Raw genomic sequence first — 25879 nt, 5'->3', positions numbered from 1 at the left:
TAATAAAGTTGAGAGGTGATTCAGGTGTCAACTAATAATATATCTGAGGAAAAAGCACTAACCCCAAGAGGAATCGAAACACGTGAGAAGCTTTTAAGAGCAGCTGAAGAGGTCTTTGGTCAGAAGGGATATTTTGAGGCTTCCATTGTTAATATTTCACAGGAAGCCAAAGTTGCGCAGGGAACGTTTTATAATTATTTTCCTTCAAAAAAAGATATTTATGATGAGTTAATCCGGAGCTACAGCCGGGATTTGCGCATTGCGATTAAAGAAGGAATGGCAGGAAGCTCTTCTTTTGAGGAAGCACAGCGAAACGGCTTCTTCGCTTTCTTCAGCTGGGTAAAAAATCACCCCAATTTGTACAGCATTGTACAACAGGCTGTTGTAGTGGATCAGGAGCTATTCCGCTGGTATTATGGCAAGCTTGCCAATGGATTTTTAAAGAGTCTGTCACAAGGAATGGAGGCGGGTGAATTTAAGAATCTTGACCAGGAGACAGTCGCTTACTGTTTAATGTCTATTGGACAGTTTTTAGGAATGAGATGGGTGTATTGGGAAAAGAAAGAAGTTCCTGAAGAAGCATTTGATGCTGCGATGACTCTTATCTTCCAAGGGTTAAAAAAGTAAAGAGGGGGAGTTCGATGAAAGGGATTGCCTATTGGATTGAGAAATGGGCATACACACATCCAGATCGAACAGCAATTATTACAGATAACGAAAAAGTGTCGTATAAGCAGCTGGATAGAATGATAGATTCTGCTGCTAGAAAGATTCAGGAAAAGCTGAAAGGAAGAAATGGGGAGCGCATCGCAATATTGTCGCACAATCGGATGGAATACATTGTCCTTTTATTTGCTATTGCTAAGGCAGAATGTGTAGCGATCCCGTTAAATATTCGGTTAAGCGCGAAGGAACTTATTTTCCAGCTCAATGATAGCGGCTCAAAAATCATCTATGCCGAAAAAGAAAATGCGGAGTTTGCTGCATCCCTTGTTGAGCAAAGTGAACTTGAAGATTTGGCGTTCATGGAGGATTTATGCCAGGGGACTCAAACTAGTGCTCCTTTTGAGTGTACGATTGATGAGGAAGCACCATACATTATCTGCTATACATCAGGGACAACTGGTAAGCCAAAAGGCGCTGTGCTGACACAAAGTAATATGTTCTGGAATGCCGTCAATAACAAGCTTGCTATCGATTTGACGTCAGAGGATCGCTGCATCGTGCTCCTTCCATTGTTTCATATTGGGGGAATCGGGCTATTCGCGTTTCCATCCTTATTTTCAGGCGGAACGATCGTCATCCCCGGAAAGTTCGATCCGGAAAAAGCCCTCTTAATGATTGAAAAGTATAAGGTGACCGTGGTGATGGGAGTTCCGACCATCCATCACGCATTGCTCACGAGCCCAGCATTCAATTCCGCTGATTTGAGTACAGTCCGCTGGTTCTATAATGGTGGAGCACCATGTCCGAGAGAATTAATAGATGCCTATTTTGATAGAGGCTTCTTATTTGGCCAGGGATTTGGAATGACTGAAACGTCTCCTACTCTATTTATGCTATCAAAAGAGGACGCCCCAAGAAAGAGAGGCTCCATTGGAAAGCCTGTGTTATTTTCCGAATACAAGCTGATTGATTCGGAGGGGAAAGAGGTTGACAAGGGTGAAGTTGGCGAGTTAGCTGTTAGAGGGCCAAATATAATGAAAGAATATTGGAACCGGTCTGATGCCACTAAGGATGCACTGAAAGAAGGGTGGCTGCTGACAGGAGATTTAGCGAAAACAGATGATGAAGGCTTCCTGTTTATCGTAGGCAGGAAAAAAGAAATGATCATTTCGGGTGGGGAAAATATTTATCCGCTCGAAGTGGAGCAGGTCATCAGCCAAATGGAAGGTGTAGATGAAGTTGCCGTAGTCGGAAAAGCGGATCCGCTTTGGGGTGAGGTGCCTGCAGCGTTTATTGTAAAGGGAAATGGAAGCGCTTTAGCCGAGGAAGACATCATTCAATACTGTCAAGGAAATCTGGCAAAATATAAAATTCCAAAGAAAGTTACATTTTTAAAGGAACTGCCAAAGAATGCCACCGGAAAAATTCAAAAAACAAAACTCATAGAAAGCAGGTGAAGTGGTGAATAGTTATAGTATCGGTCAGCAGGCCTCCTGCAGCAAAACGATAACAGAAACGGACTTTGTCCTGTTTGCAGGATTAAGCGGTGACTTTAATCCCATCCACATAGATGGGGAATATGCCAAAAAAACGAGGTTTAAGCAGCGAATTGCACATGGGCTTCTAACTTCAAGCTTATTATCGCAGCTGTTGGGTGTTCATCTTCCAGGAAAAGGGGCCATTTATGTCGAGCAAACCATCAGGTTTAAAGCACCCGTTTTTATAGGCGAAACGATTACCGCAAAAGGGACGGTTCAGGAAATTGACGAGGAAAGACGAATTCTGACGCTGCTAACACAGTGCTTTAATCAGGATGGGACACTTGTTTTGACGGGTACCGCTAAGATGATGGTGCCTGAGGATGGAGGGGTAATCTAATGGGAATTGGCATAGAAGCGACTGGTGTCTTTTTTCCTCCTGGCATAGAAACAGCTGCCGATCTGGCTGTGAAGACGGGCATACCCGAACAGGTGATTATTGAAAAGTTCGGTTTAGTCCAGAAGCATGTTGCAGATGAAAGCCTGCATGCATCTGATTTGGCCATTGCTGCAGGAAGGCAGGCGATCGAAGGGATTGACCCTCTAACTATCGATGTAGTGATTTACTTTGGAAGTCCTCATAAGGATTATTATGTCTGGTCGAGCGCGCCAAAAATTCAGCATGAATTGGGTGCGAAAAATGCCTATGCATTTGAAATCATGAATGTCAGCTCCTGTTTTCCGATTGCCTTAAAGGTAGCAAAGGACATGATTGCTTCCGATCAATCAATCCAAAACATCCTGCTTGTTGGGGGATGCAAAGAATCTCAAATCGTGGATTATGAGAACCCACGGTCACGGTTTATGTTTAACTTTGCGGATGGAGGCACGGCTGCACTAGTCACCAGGGATTCCTCCCAGAGCGAAATACTGGAAAGCGCCATCCTGACAGACGGGTCCTTTCATGATGATGTCAGAACACCGGCTGGAGGGTCGAAACATTTTGTCAGCCACGAAACAGTCGAAAAGAATCTTCATTATATTGATGTAAAAGATCCACAATCAATGAAAGAAAGACTGGATCCTGTATCTATCTCAAATTTTGACCATGTTATTCGCAAAGCACTTCATAAGAGCGGTTATACTCCTCAAGATATTAAACTTCTATTGCCACTGCATACAAAACGCTCAATGTTCAAAGAACTTTTACAATCATTAGAACTTCCTGAAGAAAATGCTATCTATCTTAATCACCATGGCCATATGTCTGCACTTGATCCATGCATTGGCCTTCACTTTGCACAGGAAAAGGGACTTCTGAATTCTGGCGATCTTGCTGTAGCAGTCAGTGCTGGAACGGGGTACACATGGGCTGCGACTGTTGTGAAGTGGAAAGGAGAGAAACGATGAAAAGGATAAAGCGACTAGTACTTTTCCTCCTTCTATTTTCCCTTTGTAGCGGCGGGTTTGCAGAGGCATCCTATCGTTTCCAGCATGCTTGGGGAAATGAGACCGATCCTGCAAACGAGTTCCGGACGCCGGTAGCTCTGGCTAAGGATCGTTCAGGCAATATTTACATGGCTGATATGGGAAATCATCGAATTGTAAAAATGGATTCTTCCGGCAAAATACTGAAAACATTTGGCACGCTCGGTGATTCCCCTGGACAATTCAATATGCCATTTGGAATCGCTGTTGATCGCGAAGGGAACATTCTGGTTGCTGATACGGGAAACTATCGAATTCAAAAGTTCGATTCTCAATTCAACTATTTAAAAAGCTGGGGTACGAAGGGGGAAGGGGATAATCAATTTGGCTTTCCGAGAGAAATTGCGATAGACCAGCAGAATAATTATTACATCACGGATGAGTTTAATCATCGTATTCAAAAATATAATTCCGATGGCCAGTATCTTCTTACAATAGGTTCCTATGGAAAAGGCAACGGACAGATGGCACTCCCGCAAGGCATTGCCATAAACGATAAAGGCGAAGTTTATGTTGCTGATACTTACAATAATCGTATTCAAGTGTTTGATCCAAACGGCAGCTTCAAACGGAAAATAGGCGGTCTTGAACCTGGTTTAGGCTATTATCAGTTTTACCATCCAAGAGGAATTAACTTTGAGCCTAAGTCTGGAGCTTTATATGTAGCGGACACTTATAATAACCGAATAATGAAATTTGATAGTGCAGACAGGTTTCTCTACACAACGGGGATTTTTCCTAACTTAGTGTATCCGAACCAGATCCTGCCGGATGAGGATGGGGATTTATTCATAACGGATACAGGCAATAATCGCATTGAGGTTTACAAGGAGATTGGATTAAGCATCTCTTACAAAATGACAATTGGCTTAGGCAGATATGGGGACAAACAATATGCAGGGCCTTATGATGTTCAAAGCGATTCAAAGGGGAATGTGTTTGTATCAGATTCGTTTAATCATAGAATTTTGAAATATAATTCAAGCGGGAGTCTGGTAAGCAAATGGGGAAGCATGTTCGGTACTGGCGGGCCTTTTGGATATGGCAGCTATGCAGGCCAATTTTTCGTGCCGAGACAAATTGCTGTTGACCGTTATGACAATGTATATGTGGCTGACTCAGTGAATCATCGCATTCAAAAGTTCTCCAATTCAGGGACTTTTCTGGCAGCCTACGGTTCTTTAGGAACATTAAGCGGTTTTTTCCGTTTTCCAAGTGGAGTAGCAGTAGACAGCAAAGGCAATATTTTTGTATCAGACTCTGAAAATAATAGAATCCAAAAGTTCAATTCCTTTTTTGTATACATGAAAGAATGGGGCGGAAAAGGGACTGGCGATGGAAAATTTTCTCAGCCGATGCAGCTTGCGATCGATTCTAAAGACAATGTGTACGTTGTGGACCGAATTAACAATCGTGTTCAGAAATTCGATAACAATGGCCAGTTTATTGCTAAGTGGGGAACAAACAACGGAAGCGGCCACCTAGACCCGCTGGAGAATTGGGGTGAAGAACCGGGTGATTTGTTCTTGCCTACTGGAATTGCTATTGATGATCAAGACCGTGTTTATGTGACCGATACTTCAAATAACCGCATGAATGTCTACGATGAGAATGGGACGTTTATAGAACAATTTGGTTCTTTCAGCGGAGAAGACGGGCAGTTCTTCTCACCTCAGGGTCTTGATATAGACATCAATGGGAACATCATCATCGCAGACGGGCTTCTTCATAAAATACAGTTTTTCAATAAAGGTAATTAAAGATAGGGGGAATGGGAAGTGAAGTGTAAGTTGTATGGCTTTAAGTCTATATTAACGCTCTTCGTCGTACTCACTCTTTTATTCATCACTGGATGTTCCGGCGACAAGGCAAGTTCAGATGAAGAAACGATCAAAATCGGTGTCCTTGCTTCCTTAACCGGTCCGCTGGAGACGTACGGAAAGCAAACAGTAGCGGGATTTGAACTGGGGCTGGAGTATGCAACAGAAGGGTCGAATGAAGTAGCAGGCAAGAAGATTGAGTTTATCGTGGAAGATACCGAAACGAAACCAGATGTGGCGGTAAGAAAGGCGACTAAGCTGCTGGAAGAGGATGAGGTGGATTTCTTAGTTGGTTCATCAAGCTCAGGAGACACGCTGGCCGTATTGCCGCTGGCTGAAGAATACGAAAAAATCATGGTGGTGGAGCCTGCGGTTGCAGATAGCATCACCGGTCAGAACTGGAACAAGTACATTTTCAGGACAGGAAGAAACTCCTCACAGGATGCAGTTGCAGGTGCGGCAGCAATCGCTGAAAAGGATGTGAAAATCGCTACCTTCGCACAGGATAATGCCTATGGAAGAGAAGGAATCGCGGCTTTTAAAGAGGGAGCAGAAAAGCTTGGAGCCAAAATTGTGAATGAACAATATGCAGATCCAAATTCCACTGATTTCACAGCGAACATTCAAAGCATTATCAATGAAAAGCCTGATTATCTCTATATTGTTTGGGCAGGTTCCAATGCACCATGGAAGCAGTTAAAAGATATGCAGCTGGAGGAACAGGGAATCAAGATATCCACAGCCGCACAGGATATCGCTTCTTTAAAAACAATGGATTCTTTAATTGGCATGAGCGGCTTTTCTATTTACTATCATACGCTGCCTGATAATAAAATAAATGACTGGTTAGTGGAGCAGCACAAGAAAAAATTTGATGGGGAAATACCTGATCTGTTCACTGCAGGTGGGATGACGGCTGCCATTTCCATTGTGGAAGCTCTTAAGAAAACAGATGGCGACAAAGATGTAGATGGCTTAATCAGCACAATGGAGAATATGGAGTTCGAGACACCGAAAGGGACGATGAAATTCCGGGCAGAAGACCACCAGGCATTGCAGTCTCTGTACGCGGTAACCCTTGAGGAGCAGGAAGGCGTGGATCATCCAGTTCCTGTTCTAATCAGGGAATTGAATATGGAGGAAACAGAGCCACCGATCAGAAATGGGAAATAAAATTACAGAATAGTTAGATATAAATCACCAGGGAGGGATCGCCAAGATGGAAAATATTTTAGAAACGAAAGACCTATCCGTTTCCTTTGGTGAGCATGATGTCATTAAAGATGTGAACCTGGAAATAGAGCGCGGAAAATTGATCTCCATTATTGGTCCAAATGGGGCGGGTAAGACGACTCTCTTTAATTTGCTGAGCGGCCAGATTACCTCCACAAAAGGAGAGATTTATTTTAAGAACGAAAATGTAACAAAGCTTTCTGTACCATTACGGGCCAGAAGGGGCATTGGCCGCTCCTTCCAGCTCACAAATATTTTTCCTGAGCTGACTGTTCTTGAGAATATCAGGCTGGCCATCCAATCCTCAAGCAAAGATTACTACTCGATCTTTCCGAGGCTGTCTGCTTTGAGCCGGCAACAGGATGAAGCAAAAGCTTACATGAAAAAGTGTATGCTGAATGGCAAGGAACATGTGCTGGCCCAAGATCTAGCGCACGGGGAAAAAAGAAAACTGGAGCTGGCGATGCTGCTTGCTCTCAAAACCGAGCTGCTGCTTCTCGATGAACCAACAGCAGGCATCTCGATTGAAGAGATACCTGCCATTCTGGAAGTGATCGAGAACATTAAGAAGGACGGCATGTACACGATTGTATTAATCGAACATAAAATGGAGATGGTCATGCATCTGTCGGATATCCTTGTGGTTCTATTCAATGGCGAGCTCCTCGCCAGCGGCAACCCGCAGGAAATCATTAAGGATCAAAGAGTTCAGACGGCATACTTAGGAGGCTTGCATCGTGAGTCTATTAAAACTGGATAATCTGGAAACCTATTTAGGGCAATATCACATCCTGCAGGGAGTGTCGATGTCAGTTGAAGAAGGAAGCATCACTGTTCTGTTCGGCAGAAATGGAGCGGGCAAAACGACAACACTCCGCTCCATCATGGGCTTCAATCCATCCACCACTGGCTCTGTGCATTATAACAACCAGCGGATTAGCGGAATTTCTACCCATCTGATATCGAGAAAGGGAATCGGATATGTACCTGAAAATCAGGGGATATTCAGTGCCCTGACAGTGGAGGAAACGCTAAATCTAGCTAAGGCAAAGAGCAAGGGAGAAACGGAAGAGAAAATGGAATGGATGCTGGAGCTATTCCCGGATCTAAAGAAATTCTGGCGCAAAAAAAGCGGATTGCTTTCTGGCGGACAAAAGCAGATGCTTGCGATTGCCAGGGCGTATATCAATGGGGATGGATTGCTGCTGATTGATGAGCCAAGTAAAGGTCTGTCCCCGATAATGGTTGAAAAGCTGATGGAATCGATTCTAAAAATGAAGGAAAAAACGACGATTCTGCTTGTTGAACAAAACTTTCTGATGGCAAGCGAAATAGGTGATTATTTTTACATTATGGATGACGGAAAAATTGTCCATAAAGGCTTGATGCAGGACTTAAAAGAAGACAAGGCAACCTGCCAGAAATACTTGGGCATAGCGTAAGCAACGAAGGGGGGGCTGGAAATGGAAGTATTTATTAATTTATTGGTCAACGGGGTCTCAACAGGGCTGCTTATTTTCCTTCTGGCTGCTGGACTTACTTTAATCTTCGGACTGATGAGTGTATTGAATTTTGCCCATGGCGGACTATTCGTCTGGGGTGCTTTTTCAGGAGCATGGATTTATAAAGAGACAAACAGCTTCCTATTGGCGATTGTTGGTGCCATTGTAATCGGAATGGCATTAGGCTGGGTATTAGAGAGATTCCTTATCCGCCCTGTTTACGGAAATCATGTCAGGCAGCTGCTGATTACTTTAGGAGGAATGCTAGTATTATCAGAAAGCATCAAAATCTTCTGGGGACCGAATCCGATACGGGTAAACCTGCCTGGGTGGCTGGAGGGTAGTTATCAGTTTGATGGAATCATCATCATTAAATACCGCGTATTTGTAATCGTGGTTGGACTGCTTCTGTATCTGGCATTATGGCTGCTGCTCAGCAGGACCCAGATCGGACTTATGATCAGGGCTGGAGTTATGGATAAGGAAATGGTTCAGGCGCTTGGAATCAATGTAAAGGGACTTTTTACCTTCGTATTCCTGCTAGGCGCAGCACTGGCTGCTTTAGGAGGAGCCCTTTTGGCGCCGTATTCGGGAGTGGTCTTTGCGGAAATGGGCATGCAGTACGCTATATTGGCTTTTATTGTGGTGATCATAGGAGGAATGGGCAGCCTGCAGGGATCGGCACTCGCTTCTCTGATTGTAGGAGTTGCTGGAGCATTTATGGCATACTATATCCCTGATTTGTCACTCGCATTGAATATGCTTCTATTGGCCATCGTCTTACTTGTAAAACCAACAGGCCTGATGGGAGAAAAGGGGAGTGCCGTATGAGAGGTCTTTTTCATAAAGTCCCGCTATATTGGGGACTTGCGATTATGCTGTTTATGCTGCTGTTCCCGTTTGTTAACGACTCCCGTAGCATGCTGATTTTGTTAACGCAAATCTTCATCTTTGCTATCTTTGCGATGAGCTTTGATATCCTTTTAGGATATACAGGCATTGTGTCCTTTGGGCATTGTATGTTCTTTGGAATCGGTGCTTATAGTACAGCTATCATTTTTAATCATTTAGAAGCAACTCTGCTTAATTTTATGATCGGCTTGGCTATCGGGATCATCCTGTCTGCCTTGGTGAGCTATATCATTGGCTCATTATCCTTACGGCTCAAAAGCCATTTTTATGCGATGCTGACACTGGCCGTTTCACAACTGTTCCTAGTCCTGGCAGAGAAGTGGCGCGGTCTGACACACGGAGGAGACGGATTTACATTCAGTGTGCCTGATGTGTTCAAAGACCGTACTTCCTTCTATTATATAACGCTCATAAGTGTTGCAGTCGTATTCATCCTGCTGAAGCTATTCACGGAGTCATCTACTGGCAAGGTGTTAAAAGCCATCTCTCAAAATGAGTATCGTGCAGAGGCATTAGGGTATAAATCGCTTCATTATAAACTGATTGCGAGCGTAACGGCTGGAGTAGCAGCTTCCTTTAGCGGAGCGCTATATGCTGTGTCCCTAAGGTTCATCAATACAAATGTTTTTTCCATCGAAGTCACGCTGGATGCGCTCTTAATGACGATGATCGGAGGGCTAGGAACCCTGGCAGGTGCTATTGCAGGTGCGGGAATTATCGAGTTCCTCAGACATTATCTATCAGAGCTCGCGATGACTTACCCTATTTTTGAAAGATGGACGATTATTCTTGGGTTCTTGTATATTGTGGTTCTGCTTGTGTTTCCTTCTGGGCTGGCAGGATTTATAAAGAGAATCAATTTGAAAAATAAGAGGAAGATGAAGAAGAAAGGGGAATTGCAGAGAGTAGCTTAGTAAGCTCTATGTTGACTTTAAACAAAGGACCAAATGAGGGGGCGTTCTAGCTCCCCCTTTATTCATTTAGAAGTTTATTGCTGATTCATTTTACCTTCTAATTTTTTTGAAGCTTACTAATCTGCTCAGCGGTATCATTAGATTCTCTCCCTGCCTTATTAAATGGAAGAAAGCACCGGCGGGATTTTATCCAGAATGCGATCGACTTTCTTCATGATTGCTTCAAACGGCTGCTTATGGAAATCGAATTTCCATTTATAGATGGAATTAAACTTGCCGTATGTTTTCTTCGTGCGTTTCCCGCTTTGAACTTCCTCGAAGCAAATTTTTGCGATTTCCTCCCGAAGCCAGTTCAATTGATCCTGCGGAAGCTTATTATCCTCATTTAATCGTACTTTAAGTACGAACTCATCATAGTTGAATTCCCAATAAAATTTTACAGGATGTCCTAAAATATCTTTGTGCAGCGCACCATTGGTCCAGTTCATAACAGGATTATTCTGTCCGCTATAAATCTCCCATTCTTTTGATCTCTTTGATTTCATTTTTAAATGGTCATATAGATAATAGAAAAGCGGAAAGGGGGTTCTATAGCCTTTGTCTTTCCAGTATTCCATATTCCAAATATCTGGGGCAGCGTCTAAATCAGCTAGAATGTCGATGCGTCTATTCTCCTCTTCAAATAGAGAATCGATCCACTGTTTATAGATGACATCTTCTATAGGAAGACCGTTAAATACTTCAATGATTTCAAACAGACGGAACAAATGGAATTGGTGAAGTTCAGGCACCTCGCAAACTTGAGAAGAACCAAATAACATGAGAATAAAGGTTGCATCCTCAGGCTGACAGTGGGTTGACTCAAAGAAATCATTCTTTGTTCCTTCCAATTGTGCACTATATGGCAGCGAGTCTACTTTCATTTCGATAACAATATATTTTGCTGGTTTTTGAAAAAGGTCAATTTTCACTACGAGATCAATCTTTCTTTTTCGCCCAAAAGAATACTCAGGGAAACACGAAATGGCTGAGATCTCATGGATTTGAAAGTTGATAGGGTTCTTCGTCATATTAAACATTCTTCTAAGAATTTTGTACTTTGTTTCTACTGATACATTCGTATTCTTGGAATCAAGCATCCATCTGATGACTCCTGTATGGATTTTTTCTAGCTGGTAGCCTATAAGACTAACAAAATTGTTATTCACTTTATGTACCTCCACTGAACGAATTCTTTCTTAATTAGTATAGTGCAATAGAACTATTCGCACAATTTGACAATCTGTTTATTTGATAGATTTTCCTTACTAAGTTATTAAGCATCCATAATAAAAATAAATGAAGCAATATATAATCACCTTGGATGAATTGCTAACTACAGGCTGTGCACCCATATGATATGATGAATAAAATAGGGTGGAACTGGAAAGGACGATAGCTGAAAAGCACATGATTGGAAAAAGGCCAGCATGAAGTTTTAAATCAATATAAAAGGGGGGACATCAAGATGATCCCAATAAAAATAGATTCCAATCGAATCAATGCTGAATTCCAAATGAGCCTGGAATCCACCGTTGATTGGTTTGATGATCATAAGGAATCGTTCTATACACTTGGCTGGTCCTATCTTAGGAATCAGGGGCAAATGGAAGAGCTTTTTTATCGTGTGATTTTAAAAATACATAAGGAACTGCCTCGATTTAAAAGAGAAACTTCATTAGATCGTTGGATAACTACTATTTTCATACATATGTGCAGAGAGCTTTCAGCCGAGAGTAGTTTACAAGCTTCAGAGGAAAGTGAGCAGCGGAAGGATGTTTTTCAAGCACTTGATCAATTAAAAGTGTCCGAAAAAGAAGCGATGGTTCTTACATATGTAATAGGAATCTCTTTGGAGGAATCCGCACATATTCTTGAAGTTTCAGTTGAAGAGATGAAAGCACGTTTGTTTTCTGGCATCCAGTCACTTCGTGAAAAGTCGGGATATGGATCACACTTTGATGGCTGCAAGGAATATCATCAGCTTTACATTGGTTATTTAGAAAGAACGCTCGATCGGCCGGAAAAGGTAGATTTCGAGATGCATGTTCATCATTGTCAAAACTGTCAGGAGGATTTGGCTACTTTTCAAGAGGTCATGTTAAACATGTTAGAGCTTACGGAAATGGTTGGAGATTTCCATATGCCATCAGGTTTCATGAAGAAGATTAAAGCTAAGCTGGCAGAAAAGGAAAAGCATAGACAACTGAGGGCAAGGAAACTTAAAAAAATTGGACTCGTATCTGCAAGTGTCATTGTCATGTTAATTTGTACTGGCTTTCTTACTGGATGGTTCTTCGATCTTTACTATTCATGGACGGAAGAAGATCAAGAGCTGCGCCAATACCTTCAGCATAATCTAGGTGAGAGGCTGAATCTGGAAGCGGAAAGTAATGGCGTGAAAATTACAATTAAAAGTGTGATTGCCGATGATATTCAGACGCTGCTTTTTTATGAAATTGAAGATACGAATGAAGACAATCAATATACGATGACATATCAAAATGGGGTTTGGATAGAGAACGAAAATGAGATCATGAACATTAACGCACATCCAAAATACTATCCCCCTGCTCAAAATAATAAAGAAAAGAACGTATATCAGGGTAAGATCAGTCTTCTGCCGCTCACAGCGGAAAATGGGACGATCAAACTGAAGGTTACAAGACTGCAGAAATTGATCCATGATCCCTCTAATCTTGTTAGTTATAGGGGGTACGTGGGAAGTGAATATGAAACAGGCGAGTGGAACTTTGAGATTCCTGTAACAAAACGTCCTTCCATCGAATATTCGCTGGATAAAGAAATAGAAATCGAGGGGATTCCGGTTCAATTTAATAAACTAACGATTGCTCCAACTACGACAATTTTGCACTATGATATTCATAATGTACAGCTAGAGAAGCGGTTAGAATCTGTTAACTTTGAGAGCCTTGAAGTGAACAAGAAGAAAGTAAAGACTGATCCATTTGGCAGCTCTTATGTAGATCCACAGCAAGGCATGAATGAGGATGGTCTTCAAGCACATTTCGACTCGCTATTTAAAGAAAAGGCAAAAGAAGTGAAGGTTCAATTTGGATCCATTTATTTAAGGATTGAAGACCATAAGACGATTGAAATTGATGCTTCAAAGGAAGAACCTCAATTGTTTGAATATGCAGGGAGTACAATCTCTATCGACAAGGTGGAGGTGGGAACCCCGAGCAAAGTGGTACTAAGTGATCATCAAATTAAGAATCGACAATATGATTCCTTTCATTTCCGTATTATAGCAGAGGATGAAATGGAAGTGAGTTCAATGGGAAATAGAACAGAAGCAGTGATCGTTGATAAAAGCGGGAAGGAATACGATATGAATCAACCACCTGTCCCATTTGTGGAACTGGAGTGGCCGCGCTTTTTCATTACAGTACAAAATATCGAGCTGTACGATAATAACTCTGGAGAAAAAGTAGTTCCTAAAAGGCTGGAGATTTATGGATATAATACAACGAAGTATGTGGATGATGTGGTGGAGATTTTGGTGGATTAATCTGTGTATGTTTTTCAATTATTTACAGGGAAATCGCCCCAATATTTTCTTTTAGGTTAGGGCAATGTCTCATAAGAAATGACTAATGGGGAACAAGACTTAAATTAAATAAAGATAAATAAATTAAGGACATTACATATTTTATATACTAATCTGTAATGTCCTTTCTTTTTCAACAATCGTGCCAGAATGATAAATAGTCCATATGAATGTTTTTTGCTTCGTATAATAATTATCTGATTTTCAAAATTATTTTCCCTTTCGCCCTTCCCTCCTCCGCATATTCCATCGCTTTTTGTGCATCTTCAAAAGGAAAAACTCTATCAATTACAGGCTTGATTTTACCAGCCTCAATAAGGTTTGCGATCATACGTAATTGATCTCCACTTGGCTTCATAAACAAAAACGTATATTGAACATTATGCTTTTTTTCAAGTGCAGTAAGTTTACTGCTTGCTGCTGAAAACAACAACGTTTTAAAAAATCCGGAACCATATTCTTTGCCGAAACGAGCATTCGGTAATCCCGAAACGGAAACAATTTTTCCTCCTCTTTTTATCACTTCGAATGATTTTTCGAGTGTCTCGCCCCCAAGTGTATCAAATACAGCATCATAGTTTTTCAGTATCTTATCAAATTTTTCTGTCTTGTAATTAATAATTTCATCAGCACCTAGGGATTTTACTAAATTCGTACCAGCAACACTTGCAGTCGTTGCAACAGTGGCACCCATTACTTTAGCCAGTTGTATAGCAAATGTACCGACACCACCAGCCCCAGCTTGAATTAAAATCTTTTGTCCCTTTTGTAATTGCATAATGTCTATTAAGGCTTGATAGGAGGTTAACCCAACCAGCGGGATCGATGCTGCTTCTTCAAAGCTCAAATTTTTCGGTTTTAAGGCGATGTCATCTTCATGAATAGCGATATATTCAGCAAAAGTCCCGATTTTACTTTTACGTGGACGTGCATATATTTCGTCGCCAACTTTAAAACGAGTCACTTTTGCGCCAACCTTTGTAACGACACCAGAAAAGTCATTCCCTAAGATAAGAGGCATTTTATATTTAACTAACAATTTCACTTTCCCATCGCATATCTTAAAATCAATAGGATTCATACTAGCTGCATGAATTTCTGCTAGAACCTCATATTCACCAATTTCAGGTGTGGGCATTTCTGCCAAACGCAATGGAACTTTCCCATATTTATCAATAACCATTGCTTTCATTGCTTATCCCTCCAAAATTCCATCATTTGAATAAAAGTTCTGCAAGAAGTTATCAATATCCAACACAAGCGTTCTTAATAAACCTAATTCTGTACGTACATTAATATAGTAAAAGTTTTTTGTCCCTTCTTTACGCATTAAAATAATCCCGGCATCTCGCAAAATTTTAAGATGATGTGACACGGCAGGTCGAGAAAGATGTGTTTGCTCTGTGATTTCACCTACACGCAATCCTGTTTGACAATCCGTTCCCATTAAAACTAACAAGATCGCTTGACGTGTTTCATCACCAATCGCCAATAGTACTTTTTGACAATTAATAAAATCTTCTTTGATCATATTTAGTTGGTCCTGTTTATTCATTTAATGAATCCCTCCAATAATCAGTTGAATGGTTTAATTTAACGAACCATATCTTCGAATACTACAATATACTATGGGGGTATTGGGTGCAATATTGAGAAAGCAAATCGAGACGAATCACTTCTTAGAAGTGGGATACTTGGAAGAAAGGAAGGACAGATTAAAGAAGGATAGCTAGCAAATTTTATTAATATGCTGACGAATTTGAAGAATTTAAAGGGGATCGAGATAGTGTCTGTGGGAGGGGGATTTGTGAAAGGATGATCGCTTCGTTTAATAGATATTGTTGTTGCAATCTATAATATAAAGGTAACATAAAAAGAAGTAACTGCTCTCTTTGCTCTCGGTTAGAGTGGTTGCTTAGTAGCCGTTTTAATACCTAAATGGATGGGAATTCTATGATAAAGAGGCTGTCCCAAAAGGGAGGATTCTTGAACAATTTAGTTTCTTCTATGTAATCTCACTCCTGATAGGCTTTTTGTTCGATCATGAGCATGATTACACTCTATTCGTTGCCGCTGAACAAAAATTGCTTATTTGGAGGAATCAATAGACCTGATTGAGTTCAGTTTATTCAAAAATTACTCGTTATCGGGAACCAATGAGCTCGATTGAGTTCAGTTTATACAAAAATTACCGGCTAACGGGAACCAATGAGCTCGATTGAGTTCAGTTTATACAAAAATTACCCGCTAACGGGAACCAATGAGCTCGATTGAGTTCAGTTTATCCAAAAATAACCCGCTAACGGGAATCAATAGACCCGATTGAGTTCAGTTTCTTCTAAAGTTACCCGCTAACGGGAATCAATAGACCCGATTGAGTTCAGTTTATCCAAAAATAACCCGCTAACGGGAACCAATGAGCTCGATTGAGTTCAGTTTATACAAAAATTACTCGTTAACGGGAACCAATGAGCTCGATTGAGTTCAGTTTATCCAAAAATAACCCGCTAACGGGAACCAATGAGCTCGATTGAGTTCAGTTTATTCAAAAATAACCCGCTAACGGGAACCAATGAGCTCGATTGAGTTAGGTTTATCCAAAAATTACTCGTTAACGGGAACCGATGAGCTCGATTGAGTTCAGTTTGAACTAAACTGGCCTTTTAATTGATTATTTCGTTCCGTATAACCATTATCAATATTGCTTTTTTATATGGTTTGGAACGAATTTCGCATTATAAAGTAAAGAAAATGGCAACCCCGCTGCACCAGCTGAAAGGCTTCTTTCACTCTTCTTTTTTGAAGAAATACTCATCCTCTTATAGTGGAAGACAAGTTCGAAGATATATTTCTCATGTCAAAGGAAAAGAAAGATGAGAAACAAAGGAAAAACTACTCAATCTCGAAATAAAACAAATGAACTTCTTTCGGAAATCGGAATAATAGACCTATGCAATTTGAAGCGGATTTACTTTTTTCATAAATATCAATAAAACATGCCATTTAAAAAAAGGGGAGTCTGAAGATTACTGTGAAGGCTTTTGCAAAGGAAAATATCAAACTTAAAGTTAGCATAAAAAGTAGGAACTGCTTTCCTTGCCCTAGGTTAGAGTGGTTCCTTCATTTTTTAATAATCATTACATAGGAGCCGCTCACTTTCCGACTTGCAGTTGCGCTGATCAGGTGTTCTAAGCACCTGATCTTTTTTATTCAGTAAGCAAGTGCCCCCCCTTTGTTCCTATTTTAAAGAAGGGAACTGACTCCCCACTGCAAGACCGCAGTGGGGATTTGTTATTTTGAATTTTATGAATATATTGACACTTAATTTAATAAACAATAATATATTGGTAATACCAAGGTGATTTTTGGTATGACCAAATGGAAGGAAGGTGAATAGAGTTTGAAGCTACGATCTTCAGAGTTAATTTGTAAAAAAGTCATCTCAGCCATTTTAGAGGGAGAATATAAAATCAATGAACCCCTGTTGCCAGAAAGGGAATTAGCGGTGAAATTTCAAGTTGGCAGACCGACAATAAGAGAAGCGCTCCAGCGTTTAGAACGGGATGGATGGATAGCTGCCCGTAAAGGAATGCCTGCCGTTGTAAACGATTATTGGTCCCATGGGAATCTAATGACAATCGTGGATATTCTGCAATGCTATGATGAAATTCCAAATGTATTTATTGAATACATGCTAGGTCTAAGAATTGCGATTACTCCGATCTATATGAAAGAGGCAGCAGTGCATAACCGGCTAAAGGTCCTTGCATTATTTGCTAAGCTTGATGAGCTTCAGGACGATGCGAAATCATATGCTGCTTTTGATTGGGCTCTACACCAAAATCTGGCTCAGCTCTCCCCAAATCCAATCTATCGCTTACTTATCAATAGCTTCGCAGAAATATATATTCCCATGGCCGAAAAATACTTTGGTGAACAAGATCACAGGATTGTCTCAAAACAATACTTTGATGATCTTGTTTCATCCCTATTGAAGGGGAATGTAGAAGGAACAGAACAGATTGCAAAAACGATGATGGAAAAAAGCTTATCGCTATGGAAGAAAAAAAGTGAAGGGGAGAAGGAGTCATGAAAAAGAAAGGGTTGTATCGAGATTATTTTCTTCATTTTGATATTCTTATTATGCTTGCCGTATTTGGCATAGCAACAACATTTGTACTCGTAAAAGGAATGACCTGGGTATACATGCTGTATTTTTTAATTGGATTAGTCTCTTATATGTTCACAGAATATTTAACACACCGCTATTTTTTTCACCTAAAAACACCCAAAAACCCCTTTTTCCTAAAATTATTGAAACGTCTCCATTATGATCATCATAAACATCCAAATGACTTGCATTTATTGTTCCTCCCTCTTTGGTACAGTGTTCCTAATTTACTTATTGCAGCTGGCATCTTCTATTTAATCGTCCAATCGGTGGTTGGAACCGTATCGTTTATTATCGGGACAGTCCTCATGCTTCTCATATACGAATGGAAGCATTATGTTGCTCATCGGCCAATAAAGCCGAAAACAAAGCTAGGCAATTGGGTGAAAAAGACGCACATCCTCCATCACTATAAAAATGAAAACTATTGGTATGGTGTTTCGACTCCATTTGTCGACGTATTATTTGGTACATTAAAGAACGAAAAAGAGGTAGAGACGAGTGAGACAGCAAAGGATTTAGAAAAGAGAGCATAATACTACACAATTTGTTCTTGAACAGTTTTGATTCCGATAAGCTGTTCGTCATTGTACTGTTATGTTCACTCAAACGATTTTGTACTGGATGCACTCGGGCGCTATCCTGAAAAAAAAGGATTAGCGCTCATTTTGTGACTTTGAAATAAAGTTGCACCGTATTCCCCCTCTGTATAGGGGTATCTCAAGCTTAGTAAAGAACCAGTGAATTCTAATGGACGAATAATGAAAAAAGGATATGTTAGTAGAAAAAAAAGGTAAAAAAATAGCAGTTACCTATTTGCCGGAAAGTGGTTTTGTTATAGATCTAACATTGGCCGAGGATAGTAAAGGGACATTTAAAATATTGGGGAAGTAAAGACAATAGAGTTATTTGCATGTGTTTTCAGTAACAAAGACTTTTAGATTTCCTGCAAAATATTTGAGTAAAATAGGGTAATTGGTTATTTAAAGATTATTCTTTTTTGCAGGAAATTGGACTTGTATTTTAGAATGTAATAATGATGAAAATAATGTAAATAAGTATTTACTCAGAGAATAGGAGAGCGCATATATGTATGAACCGAAGATGAAAGAAACCGACAATAGTGTAATTGAATTTATTGAAAGTGTGGAAAATGAGAAGAAGAAGGCAGATGCCTATCAGTTAGTAGAAATTTTTGAAGAGGTAACTGGTTACGACGCAAAAATGTGGGGTCCTAGTATTATAGGCTTTGGTAGCTATCACTATAAGTATGAATCAGGGCATGAAGGGGATGCGCCTTTAGTGGGTTTTTCACCAAGAAAGGCGAAAATTAGTCTTTATTTGGCCTATGAAAGTGAGGAAAGAGAAAAATTATTAGAAAGCTTTGGTAAACACACTAAGAGTAAGGCTTGTATTTATGTTAATAAATTAGCTGATATCGATACCAATGTTTTAAAGGATTTAATTATACATACAGTAGAAACATATCAGAATCTTTATCCGAACGACTAAAGATATAGCCTGGCACGAAATAATTAAATTTATCGGAATTTTAATACAACTCACGATCTTGTTGGTTATAATAAAATTTGGAGTACATACTCCCAATAAAATCAGAGGAGCTGAAAAAAATGCAATGTATTCCTTATTTACAGTTGAACGGAAATGCAAGAGAGGCAATTGGATTTTACGAAAAGGTATTTCATGCAGAAAATTTAGGAGTTATTACATATGGTGAAATGCTTACTACCCCAGATTTTCCTTTCCCTGAGGATGCAAAAGACCTTGTTTCACACGCTACGATAAGGGTTGGAGAGTCAGTAATTATGTTTTCAGATACATTCCCAGGTCAACCAGCTCAAGAAGGAAATCTAGTGACCATTTGTGTCACGTTTGACAATGCAGACAAAGCTCGCCAAATTTTTGAAGCCTTACAGGATGGCGGACAAGTTGAAATGCCACTATCAGAAACGGGTTTTAGTCCTGCTTACGGGGTGATTAAAGATAAATTCGGTGTAACCTTCCAAATTTATACTGAAGGATATCAAGGTTAGTACATACGATAAAAGTAGAAAAACGGCTTTGTACGAATGACAAAGTCGTTTTTTAAGGGCTCTTTTTTCTCACAAAATTGACTGCAAACTATTAGAAAAAAGAAGGGAGCGGTAAAGCAAGAGAGTTTCGCCTACCTGAGCAAATCTGTCACATTTGAAGAGTGGCATTAGTGTTCGTTCAGGAAATGGTGCCAGCTCCCCGATGAGTTAAAGTGTTACCGAACTGGAGGTCTTGCACCAAAATTCTATGTTTTATGAGTTTTTTGTATATCGCTGATGCTTTTGGTTGGGTGATAGATCCGACCTTGGACGAGGGATTACTTCTTTTTTTCTTATTCCTTTCTATCATTTCAAGTCCCTATAATTATATTAGGACTTTCTTCAGTTAATTCATAAACATCTCCGAAAAATTCAGTCGGATCACCATCTACAATCCGTTTTTCCTCAGCTTTTGCGACTTTTTCGGTACTCGTATTATGTGCATAACCTACCCAGCCAGTATTTCCAAAGTTTGTACTTAAGAGTAAATGATAGAATTTATACATGTGTGCCCGGTATACTTCATAATATGGTAGATGTAGCAATGATAAGGGAGAGTATAATGTACACAATTGGTCAAGTAGCTAAATTTTTAGGTGTTTCTAGAGATACCTTAAAATTTTATGAAGAAAAGGAATTAGTAAAGCCTAAGCAAAATATTGAGAATGGGTATAGAAAATATAATCGTTTTGATATATATGATATAGCCACGGTAAATTTCTATAGAGAGATGGATATTGAAATAAAAAAAATCCAGGAAATAAGAAAAAGCAAGAGTGTAGAGGGAATAAAATTATTATTAGAAGAGAAAGAACAAGAGGTTTTAGCAGAAATAGAATATAAAAAGCTTCTTTTAAAAAAGCTTCAGATTGTAAAAGAAGATTGCGCAAAAATTAAACAATTCTTAGGAGAATACACAATAAAAGAAATGGAGCCTTTAGAAATAAAAGGAGAAATAGGGCATTTCAATGCGTTTGATGAATATGAAGCTCTTAAAGTGAACACGGACAGCTTGAAAAAAGCTGTTAATCTAACCTCTTTAAGAAGAGTCATAAGGTTTAATGATCAAGGTGTTCTAGAAGATAAGTTTATTATTGTAAGAAAAGTAGAAGACTATCATAGAGCAATTGAACGTGAAATTGTATCTCATCAAAAATGTCTGTATACCGTTATTGAAGATGGAAGATGGTCAACTGGTGGAAAAAATATTGACGATAACGTGGAGGCTAGTTTAAGAAAAGCAGCGATAGTAAATGGGTATGAGCTTTTGGGGCTAGTTTATATAAATCTATTACTTACCACTTATGAAGATGGACTCGAACGTGTATTTTTAGAAATGTATGCACCTATAAAGTGAAACTTCAATCAGTGGGGGTTTTCTTCCTCCCCCGCTGATTATAGTCACGCTGAGTCTGATTGATTTTTCTAAGAGCTGAAGCTCAAAGAAAATTCTTATTTCACGAATCAGGCTTTCACGGGCAGTTGATCTTCACCTGCCATCTTGGCTTTTGCTGAATTTTGAGGTGGGATTCTTACTGTTCTTTAATGCGGGATAAAATAATGCAGACATATATTGACCTGTGAGTAACCCCTAGGTATAAGCTGAAGGTATTCGTAAATATGAGTGTAATTATATTTACGAAATACTTAGTTTGAATCGGGGGCTTATACATGAATAGAGAAAAGAAACTAAATAAACCAGTAGCAAGCTTTATTCTGCTAACCAATATCATTTTTTGGCCACTTTTTCTTCTTGTAGGAGCCATAAGGATGTTAGGATTTCCTGCATGGGTCTTTGATATTATGCTCTGTATATCTGCTTGGTCCTCAACCTTTGCTTTTGGAGTGTTATTTAAAAGAATCTATCCTGGGCAGAGTTTTATACAATTTGTAAAAGATAAATTTAAGAATAAACTTAAATTTTATGTGCTTTTTACGGTAAGTATGATACAAGTCTTCATATTTTTGCTGATTTTATTTTTCGTATCTAATAATAGTGAAGTGGACTCTATTTTTACTAAATCTTCATGGGGAATGCTAATCTATTTCTTTTTTAAAAATCTTCTGTCAGGGCCATTAGGAGAAGAACTAGGGTGGAGAGGATTCGCTCAAATTGAGCTTCAAAAAAAGTATTCGCCATTAAAAGCTGCGATAATCTTAGGTTTTTGGTGGGGGATGTGGCATTTGCCAATATGGTTTACTACAGGGTATACGGGCATTGATTTAATCAAATATATGCTATTCTTTATGATTTCAATCTTATCCACTACGATTATCATAGCGGCATTTTATAATTTAAATCAGAATTTAATCATCTCCATTGTCATCCACCAATCCTTTAATTTTTTTATTGGCATAATAAACGAAAACTTAGTCGATTTAATTATGTATAACGCATTTTTATATTTAGCAGCAGCTGTTCTACTCATCGTTATAAATCCAAAGAAAGTATTGTATGGAAAGGAAGATACAAATATTAATAATGGAAAGCATTATATGAGTTAGTGATAGTTTGTACAGCTATACACTTAAACAATTGGAAGCGTTAGTTGAACAAGGTTTAATAAAATTATCAAACTTTTTTATAAAGAAATGAATCGATTACATAAAATAAGAGCATGTTTTGATCAATCTTTTTCAAAACATGCTCTATATACTTGTCTTTATATCAAGGGCTTTTTAATTTGGCTTATATAATTAAGAACATTTTAGTTGAACAATATAGCGTTATTCAACAATTGGACCAAATTGTTGAATAACGTTGCACACAAAATGTGCTAAAATTAGGAAGCGATTGTGAATCAATGTCTTAAAGTAACGGGTTAAATAGTAGAAGAATAATAGGAGGGATACTTTGAAAACCTCATTATTGTGTTACTAATGTAAACCAAGCAAAGATAAGGATTCTAAAGAATGTAGTGAAAGCTAAAAAGTATGGATATAAGCCTTAAAAAAAAGATAAAAAATTAATGGTAGTGTAATCAAAGCATAAACTAACTTTTAAATAACAAAATGAGTTATTATAAAGATATTACAGAGGTGATAAAAATGTCGAAATTAAAATTCGCAATTGTAGGCTGCGGAAGAATTTCTTATAAGCATGTGGAAGCGTTAATAAATAACGAACCAGATGCGATATTAGTAGCTACATGTGATATCGTAGAAGAAAAAGCAATTGAAAGAAAAGATCAATATGAAAAGGCATTTCCAAATGCAAATGTGAAGATTTACACAGACTATATGAAAATGATAAAGAACGAAGACATTGATGTAGTTACGATTGCAACAGAAAGCGGTTACCATGCAAAGCATGCGATAGACTGCATGAATGATGGAGCACATGTATTGATTGAAAAGCCAATGGCCCTATCAGTAGAAGATGCTGATCATATGATCGCATTAGGAAGAGAGAAGTGCCTAAAGATTTGTGTATCTCACCAAAATAGATTCAATCCTCCAATTCAAAAGCTAAGAAGAGCGATCGAAGAAGGTCGTTTCGGAAGAATTATGAATGGAACAGCTCGAATTCTTTGGACTCGAGATAACAATTATTACAAGCAGGCTCCATGGCGTGGAACTTCTGAACTAGATGGCGGAACACTTATGAACCAGTGTATACATAACATTGACCTTCTTCAATGGATGATGGGTTCTGAGGTAGAACGTATTCATGCTGAAAGAGAAACCTTCCTACGAGACATCGAGATGGAGGACTTTGGTGCGATTTTAATCCGGTTTAAAAATGGATCGATCGGCATCATCGAAGGTAGTGCCGTTGTTTATCCGAAGAACTTAGAAGAAACATTAAGTATCTTCGGCGAAACCGGAACAGTAGTTATCGGTGGACTGGCTGTTAACGAAATTAAAACATGGCAGTTTGCAGATGAAAGAGACTATGACAAAGAGCAAGAAGAAATGGAAATTGAAAATGTTTATGGTAAAGGTCATACTCCGCTTTATAAAGATTTCATTGATGCTATTAACAACAACACTGAGCCTTTAATCAATGGTGAAGAAGGCAAAAAATCAATGGAAATTATCTTAAAAGCATATGATGTAAGTCCAAAATAATTAAAAATTTATGAGGGTCAATTTTGGCATTTAACGGAGGAAGAGTATCAAGAAAATTGAATACTTATGGTATTGACAGAATAATGTTTGTGAAAATTTGTATTTAACTAAACCAGCTAATAGTTTGTCAATATTTTTCAATAAAAACTTAAAATATCTCATGCTATACTAAAAATGTGCACGCCAAATAACCTTCCTTTAGTCTATTTTTGGAAGGTTTTGTTCTATTTGGTTTAATTTAGGTTCTAATCTATATCTTGGAAAGTCGTTTTGCTTTTTAAAAGGGCAAATATCCAGTGTAAGAGCTTATTTACACAAGCGATAACAGCTACTTTAAAAGGTTTTCCTTCTTCACGTTTTTTATCATAGAACTCTCGTAATTTCTTATTTCGAGGAATAATTTCATCGCTTGTTTTGCTCTTACGACAGTCACGAATCGCACAACGAACAGCCATATATAAGGCGTGACGAAGCCTACTGGAGCCTCTTTTCGTAATTCGGTTTTTGGTGGCTGTGAACTTACCAGATTCGAATACACTAGGATCAACTCCAGCGAAAGCTACGAGTTTTTTAGGATCAGTAAAACGATCTATCTCCCCAATTTCTGAAATGATCGTTGCAGCGATCTTTTCACCGATACCTGGGATAGATTTGATAATATTATATTCTTCAACTTCTTTAGCGAGGGCATCTATCTCTGACTCTAACTTGGATAGGTGCTCTTTGTATTGAAGAATGATGTTAATATACATACCTAGACTCAAAATATGACTTTGATACAAAGTGTGCTAGGGCAGCACGGATATCTCAGAAGATATTCCATAATGATGATGACGTTTTATTCCTGGACTATCTAAAGAATCATTATGAAAATACATTAGGTGAAGGTTCTAAAAGTAAAATCTATTTTAAACGAGATAAAGAGAGAGACTATTCTATTATCTCCCTATTTCTTGGTTCTGGGATACGAGTTAATGAGTTAACAAACTTAAAACTGAAAGATTTAGATTTTGAAAGTAATCGAATATCGGTGATTAGAAAAGGTGATAAAAGTGATGTTGTACCAGTTACACCTGAGTCAATGATCGATGTAAGAGAATATCTGAATGTACGCTGTCAAAGGTACAATGCAACAGACGATGAAAATGAATTTGTATTTGTTACTAAGACACAAAATACCTCTACCCCACTATCAAATCGGACCGTAGAAACGTTAGTAAAAAAATATACTAAGGCATTTAAGTCTAATAAGTCAATGTCACCACACAAACTAAGGCATACCTACGCGACCAATCTCATGGCCCAAGAAAAAGATATTCATCTATTAATGTCTCAATTAGGTCATACCTCAACTACAACTGCAGCTTTATATGATAACCCAGAGCTTGATAAAGCACAGCATGCTGCAGCTAAAATGGGTAAAAGAAGAAAATAATAATCATTTGCCGTTTATTTTGAAGCGCTTCCATGGGAGCGGCTCCTATTTATTTTATAAATTTCTCGTTACCTATCTTTTCTTTCTTATTTAAGGGGTAGCATCAGGAAAATGCGGATTTACAACGTTAAGGAAATTCCTATATTAAAAAGCCTAATTTCTCAATATTTATATTGAGAAATTAGGCTTTTTTCGTTGCTCCGTTTAAGCGCCCGATTGCTGAAACCGAGGTACCTCTTTAATTAATGGTAAAAACAACACGCGGTTTACCAGAAGCGTTATCCCAAATGCTCTCAACAGATGAAAGTGGTGCAACATTTGTATTAACTTGTAGATTTTCCATCTTAACTGCCTCAAAAACATTTCTAATTGTATGAAGCAACTTAGGCATTGGTACACTTCCTAGACCACTACCCATTAATTGGATAGTGGAGGAACGAAGCACTGAGCTTGGCATTTCAATAATCTCTTGTCGACTAGACGCAC

Annotated in this window: 24 protein-coding genes and 1 pseudogene; 19 read left to right on the top strand and 6 right to left on the bottom strand. The window is 38.9% G+C overall.

The genetic code is table 11. The features are described 5' to 3' along the window. Positions 1 to 24 precede the first annotated feature (24 nt). From FI644_RS03390 to FI644_RS03345, 10 genes are read left to right on the top strand one after another with little or no spacing between them, the layout of a single operon-like run. Positions 25 to 627: a TetR/AcrR family transcriptional regulator gene (locus FI644_RS03390; protein WP_053474738.1), complete on the top strand. Its 603-nt coding sequence runs from the start codon at positions 25 to 27 to the stop codon at positions 625 to 627. 14 nt (positions 628 to 641) lie between these two features. Continuing rightward, positions 642 to 2123, top strand: a complete 1482-nt coding sequence (locus FI644_RS03385) for an o-succinylbenzoate--CoA ligase (RefSeq protein WP_142108033.1) — start codon at positions 642 to 644, stop codon at positions 2121 to 2123. Between the two features lie 4 nt (positions 2124 to 2127). Next, on the top strand, positions 2128 to 2544 hold the full coding sequence (locus FI644_RS03380; protein WP_053474740.1) for a MaoC family dehydratase: 417 nt from the start codon (positions 2128 to 2130) through the stop codon (positions 2542 to 2544). Continuing rightward, positions 2544 to 3554 carry a 3-oxoacyl-ACP synthase gene (locus tag FI644_RS03375; protein WP_142108032.1) on the top strand — a complete coding sequence of 337 codons (1011 nt, stop codon included), beginning with the start codon at positions 2544 to 2546 and terminating at the stop codon, positions 3552 to 3554. The genes FI644_RS03380 and FI644_RS03375 overlap by 1 nt, the downstream gene beginning before the upstream one ends. After that, complete coding sequence (locus FI644_RS03370) at positions 3551 to 5392, top strand: NHL repeat-containing protein (RefSeq protein ID WP_056682940.1); 1842 nt, start codon at positions 3551 to 3553, stop codon at positions 5390 to 5392. The genes FI644_RS03375 and FI644_RS03370 overlap by 4 nt, the downstream gene beginning before the upstream one ends. A 30-nt stretch (positions 5393 to 5422) precedes the next feature. Then, positions 5423 to 6625 (top strand): substrate-binding domain-containing protein, encoded by a 1203-nt coding sequence (locus tag FI644_RS03365; protein WP_142108985.1) that lies wholly within the window; start codon positions 5423 to 5425, stop codon positions 6623 to 6625. Between the two features lie 46 nt (positions 6626 to 6671). Then, complete coding sequence (locus FI644_RS03360) at positions 6672 to 7445, top strand: ABC transporter ATP-binding protein (RefSeq protein WP_053474744.1); 774 nt, start codon at positions 6672 to 6674, stop codon at positions 7443 to 7445. Next, entirely contained in the window at positions 7423 to 8127 is a 705-nt protein-coding gene (locus FI644_RS03355; protein ID WP_056682946.1) for an ABC transporter ATP-binding protein, read from the top strand. The genes FI644_RS03360 and FI644_RS03355 overlap by 23 nt, the downstream gene beginning before the upstream one ends. Before the next feature lie 21 nt (positions 8128 to 8148). Continuing rightward, entirely contained in the window at positions 8149 to 9018 is an 870-nt protein-coding gene (locus FI644_RS03350; RefSeq protein WP_056682949.1) for a branched-chain amino acid ABC transporter permease, read from the top strand. Between the two features lie 41 nt (positions 9019 to 9059). Further along, entirely contained in the window at positions 9060 to 10013 is a 954-nt protein-coding gene (locus tag FI644_RS03345) for a branched-chain amino acid ABC transporter permease (protein ID WP_053477451.1), read from the top strand. A gap of 158 nt (positions 10014 to 10171) precedes the next feature. On the opposite strand, the gene FI644_RS03340 is transcribed toward FI644_RS03345, so the two are convergent. Next, the gene (locus tag FI644_RS03340) at positions 10172 to 11221 is read right to left on the bottom strand and encodes a PD-(D/E)XK nuclease family protein (protein WP_053474747.1); all 1050 of its coding nucleotides are present in this window, start codon (positions 11219 to 11221) and stop codon (positions 10172 to 10174) included. 299 nt (positions 11222 to 11520) lie between these two features. Between FI644_RS03340 and FI644_RS03335 the strand changes: the two genes are divergently transcribed. Then, positions 11521 to 13584: a sigma-70 family RNA polymerase sigma factor gene (locus tag FI644_RS03335; RefSeq protein ID WP_142108031.1), complete on the top strand. Its 2064-nt coding sequence runs from the start codon at positions 11521 to 11523 to the stop codon at positions 13582 to 13584. Between the two features lie 232 nt (positions 13585 to 13816). Here FI644_RS03335 and FI644_RS03330 read toward each other — a convergent pair whose 3' ends face one another. After that, positions 13817 to 14815 carry an NADP-dependent oxidoreductase gene (locus FI644_RS03330; RefSeq protein ID WP_053474748.1) on the bottom strand — a complete coding sequence of 333 codons (999 nt, stop codon included), beginning with the start codon at positions 14813 to 14815 and terminating at the stop codon, positions 13817 to 13819. A gap of 3 nt (positions 14816 to 14818) precedes the next feature. Beyond that, positions 14819 to 15178: an ArsR/SmtB family transcription factor gene (locus tag FI644_RS03325; protein ID WP_053474749.1), complete on the bottom strand. Its 360-nt coding sequence runs from the start codon at positions 15176 to 15178 to the stop codon at positions 14819 to 14821. 1845 nt (positions 15179 to 17023) lie between these two features. Between FI644_RS03325 and FI644_RS03320 the strand changes: the two genes are divergently transcribed. The 4 genes from FI644_RS03320 to FI644_RS03305 all read left to right on the top strand — a co-directional run bounded on the left by FI644_RS03320 (position 17024) and on the right by FI644_RS03305 (position 19848). Next, positions 17024 to 17716: a GntR family transcriptional regulator gene (locus tag FI644_RS03320; protein ID WP_056682961.1), complete on the top strand. Its 693-nt coding sequence runs from the start codon at positions 17024 to 17026 to the stop codon at positions 17714 to 17716. After that, positions 17713 to 18330 carry a sterol desaturase family protein gene (locus tag FI644_RS03315; RefSeq protein WP_142108030.1) on the top strand — a complete coding sequence of 206 codons (618 nt, stop codon included), beginning with the start codon at positions 17713 to 17715 and terminating at the stop codon, positions 18328 to 18330. Before FI644_RS03320 ends, FI644_RS03315 begins: the two co-directional genes overlap by 4 nt. Positions 18331 to 18883: 553 nt before the next feature. After that, the gene (locus tag FI644_RS03310) at positions 18884 to 19306 is read left to right on the top strand and encodes a DUF1801 domain-containing protein (RefSeq protein ID WP_053474752.1); all 423 of its coding nucleotides are present in this window, start codon (positions 18884 to 18886) and stop codon (positions 19304 to 19306) included. A 119-nt stretch (positions 19307 to 19425) separates the two neighbouring features. After that, the gene (locus FI644_RS03305; RefSeq protein WP_053474753.1) at positions 19426 to 19848 is read left to right on the top strand and encodes a VOC family protein; all 423 of its coding nucleotides are present in this window, start codon (positions 19426 to 19428) and stop codon (positions 19846 to 19848) included. Between the two features lie 350 nt (positions 19849 to 20198). Here FI644_RS03305 and FI644_RS03300 read toward each other — a convergent pair whose 3' ends face one another. Further along, positions 20199 to 20393, bottom strand: coding sequence for a hypothetical protein (locus FI644_RS03300; protein WP_053474754.1), 195 nt, complete (start codon positions 20391 to 20393; stop codon positions 20199 to 20201). Between the two features lie 56 nt (positions 20394 to 20449). Here FI644_RS03300 and FI644_RS03295 point away from each other — a divergent pair, with 56 nt between their 5' ends. The 3 genes from FI644_RS03295 to FI644_RS03285 all read left to right on the top strand — a co-directional run bounded on the left by FI644_RS03295 (position 20450) and on the right by FI644_RS03285 (position 23958). After that, positions 20450 to 21244: a MerR family transcriptional regulator gene (locus tag FI644_RS03295; RefSeq protein ID WP_053474755.1), complete on the top strand. Its 795-nt coding sequence runs from the start codon at positions 20450 to 20452 to the stop codon at positions 21242 to 21244. Between the two features lie 314 nt (positions 21245 to 21558). Beyond that, positions 21559 to 22392: a CPBP family intramembrane glutamic endopeptidase gene (locus FI644_RS03290; protein ID WP_142108029.1), complete on the top strand. Its 834-nt coding sequence runs from the start codon at positions 21559 to 21561 to the stop codon at positions 22390 to 22392. Between the two features lie 543 nt (positions 22393 to 22935). After that, a complete protein-coding gene (locus tag FI644_RS03285) occupies positions 22936 to 23958 on the top strand; it encodes a Gfo/Idh/MocA family protein (protein WP_075209096.1) in 1023 nt (340 codons plus the stop codon). 245 nt (positions 23959 to 24203) lie between these two features. On the opposite strand, the pseudogene FI644_RS03280 reads toward FI644_RS03285, so the two are convergent. Then, positions 24204 to 24743: pseudogene (locus tag FI644_RS03280) on the bottom strand (IS110 family RNA-guided transposase); the annotation flags it as partial. Positions 24744 to 24760: 17 nt separating this feature from the next. Here FI644_RS03280 and FI644_RS03275 point away from each other — a divergent pair. After that, on the top strand, positions 24761 to 25393 hold the full coding sequence (locus tag FI644_RS03275; RefSeq protein ID WP_142108028.1) for a tyrosine-type recombinase/integrase: 633 nt from the start codon (positions 24761 to 24763) through the stop codon (positions 25391 to 25393). Between the two features lie 238 nt (positions 25394 to 25631). On the opposite strand, the gene FI644_RS03270 is transcribed toward FI644_RS03275, so the two are convergent. Further along, positions 25632 to 25850 (bottom strand): hypothetical protein, encoded by a 219-nt coding sequence (locus FI644_RS03270; protein ID WP_142108027.1) that lies wholly within the window; start codon positions 25848 to 25850, stop codon positions 25632 to 25634. Positions 25851 to 25879: the final 29 nt, after the last annotated feature.

The organism is Cytobacillus solani, assembly GCF_006704205.1.
Lineage (GTDB): Bacteria > Bacillota > Bacilli > Bacillales > Cytobacillaceae > Cytobacillus > Cytobacillus solani.
This window is presented reverse-complemented; position numbering and strand designations above follow the sequence as displayed.

Coding starts and splice junctions, on each gene's coding strand:
- FI644_RS03385 (WP_142108033.1), top strand. CDS start 642: ATGAAAGGGATTGCCTATTGGATTGAGAAATGGGCATACACACATCCA.
- FI644_RS03375 (WP_142108032.1), top strand. CDS start 2,544: ATGGGAATTGGCATAGAAGCGACTGGTGTCTTTTTTCCTCCTGGCATA.
- FI644_RS03370 (WP_056682940.1), top strand. CDS start 3,551: ATGAAAAGGATAAAGCGACTAGTACTTTTCCTCCTTCTATTTTCCCTT.
- FI644_RS03360 (WP_053474744.1), top strand. CDS start 6,672: ATGGAAAATATTTTAGAAACGAAAGACCTATCCGTTTCCTTTGGTGAG.
- FI644_RS03350 (WP_056682949.1), top strand. CDS start 8,149: ATGGAAGTATTTATTAATTTATTGGTCAACGGGGTCTCAACAGGGCTG.
- FI644_RS03335 (WP_142108031.1), top strand. CDS start 11,521: ATGATCCCAATAAAAATAGATTCCAATCGAATCAATGCTGAATTCCAA.
- FI644_RS03330 (WP_053474748.1), bottom strand. CDS start 14,815: ATGAAAGCAATGGTTATTGATAAATATGGGAAAGTTCCATTGCGTTTG.
- FI644_RS03325 (WP_053474749.1), bottom strand. CDS start 15,178: ATGAATAAACAGGACCAACTAAATATGATCAAAGAAGATTTTATTAAT.
- FI644_RS03315 (WP_142108030.1), top strand. CDS start 17,713: ATGAAAAAGAAAGGGTTGTATCGAGATTATTTTCTTCATTTTGATATT.
- FI644_RS03310 (WP_053474752.1), top strand. CDS start 18,884: ATGTATGAACCGAAGATGAAAGAAACCGACAATAGTGTAATTGAATTT.
- FI644_RS03305 (WP_053474753.1), top strand. CDS start 19,426: ATGCAATGTATTCCTTATTTACAGTTGAACGGAAATGCAAGAGAGGCA.
- FI644_RS03300 (WP_053474754.1), bottom strand. CDS start 20,393: ATGTATAAATTCTATCATTTACTCTTAAGTACAAACTTTGGAAATACT.
- FI644_RS03295 (WP_053474755.1), top strand. CDS start 20,450: ATGTACACAATTGGTCAAGTAGCTAAATTTTTAGGTGTTTCTAGAGAT.
- FI644_RS03290 (WP_142108029.1), top strand. CDS start 21,559: ATGAATAGAGAAAAGAAACTAAATAAACCAGTAGCAAGCTTTATTCTG.
- FI644_RS03285 (WP_075209096.1), top strand. CDS start 22,936: ATGTCGAAATTAAAATTCGCAATTGTAGGCTGCGGAAGAATTTCTTAT.
- FI644_RS03270 (WP_142108027.1), bottom strand. CDS start 25,850: ATGCCAAGCTCAGTGCTTCGTTCCTCCACTATCCAATTAATGGGTAGT.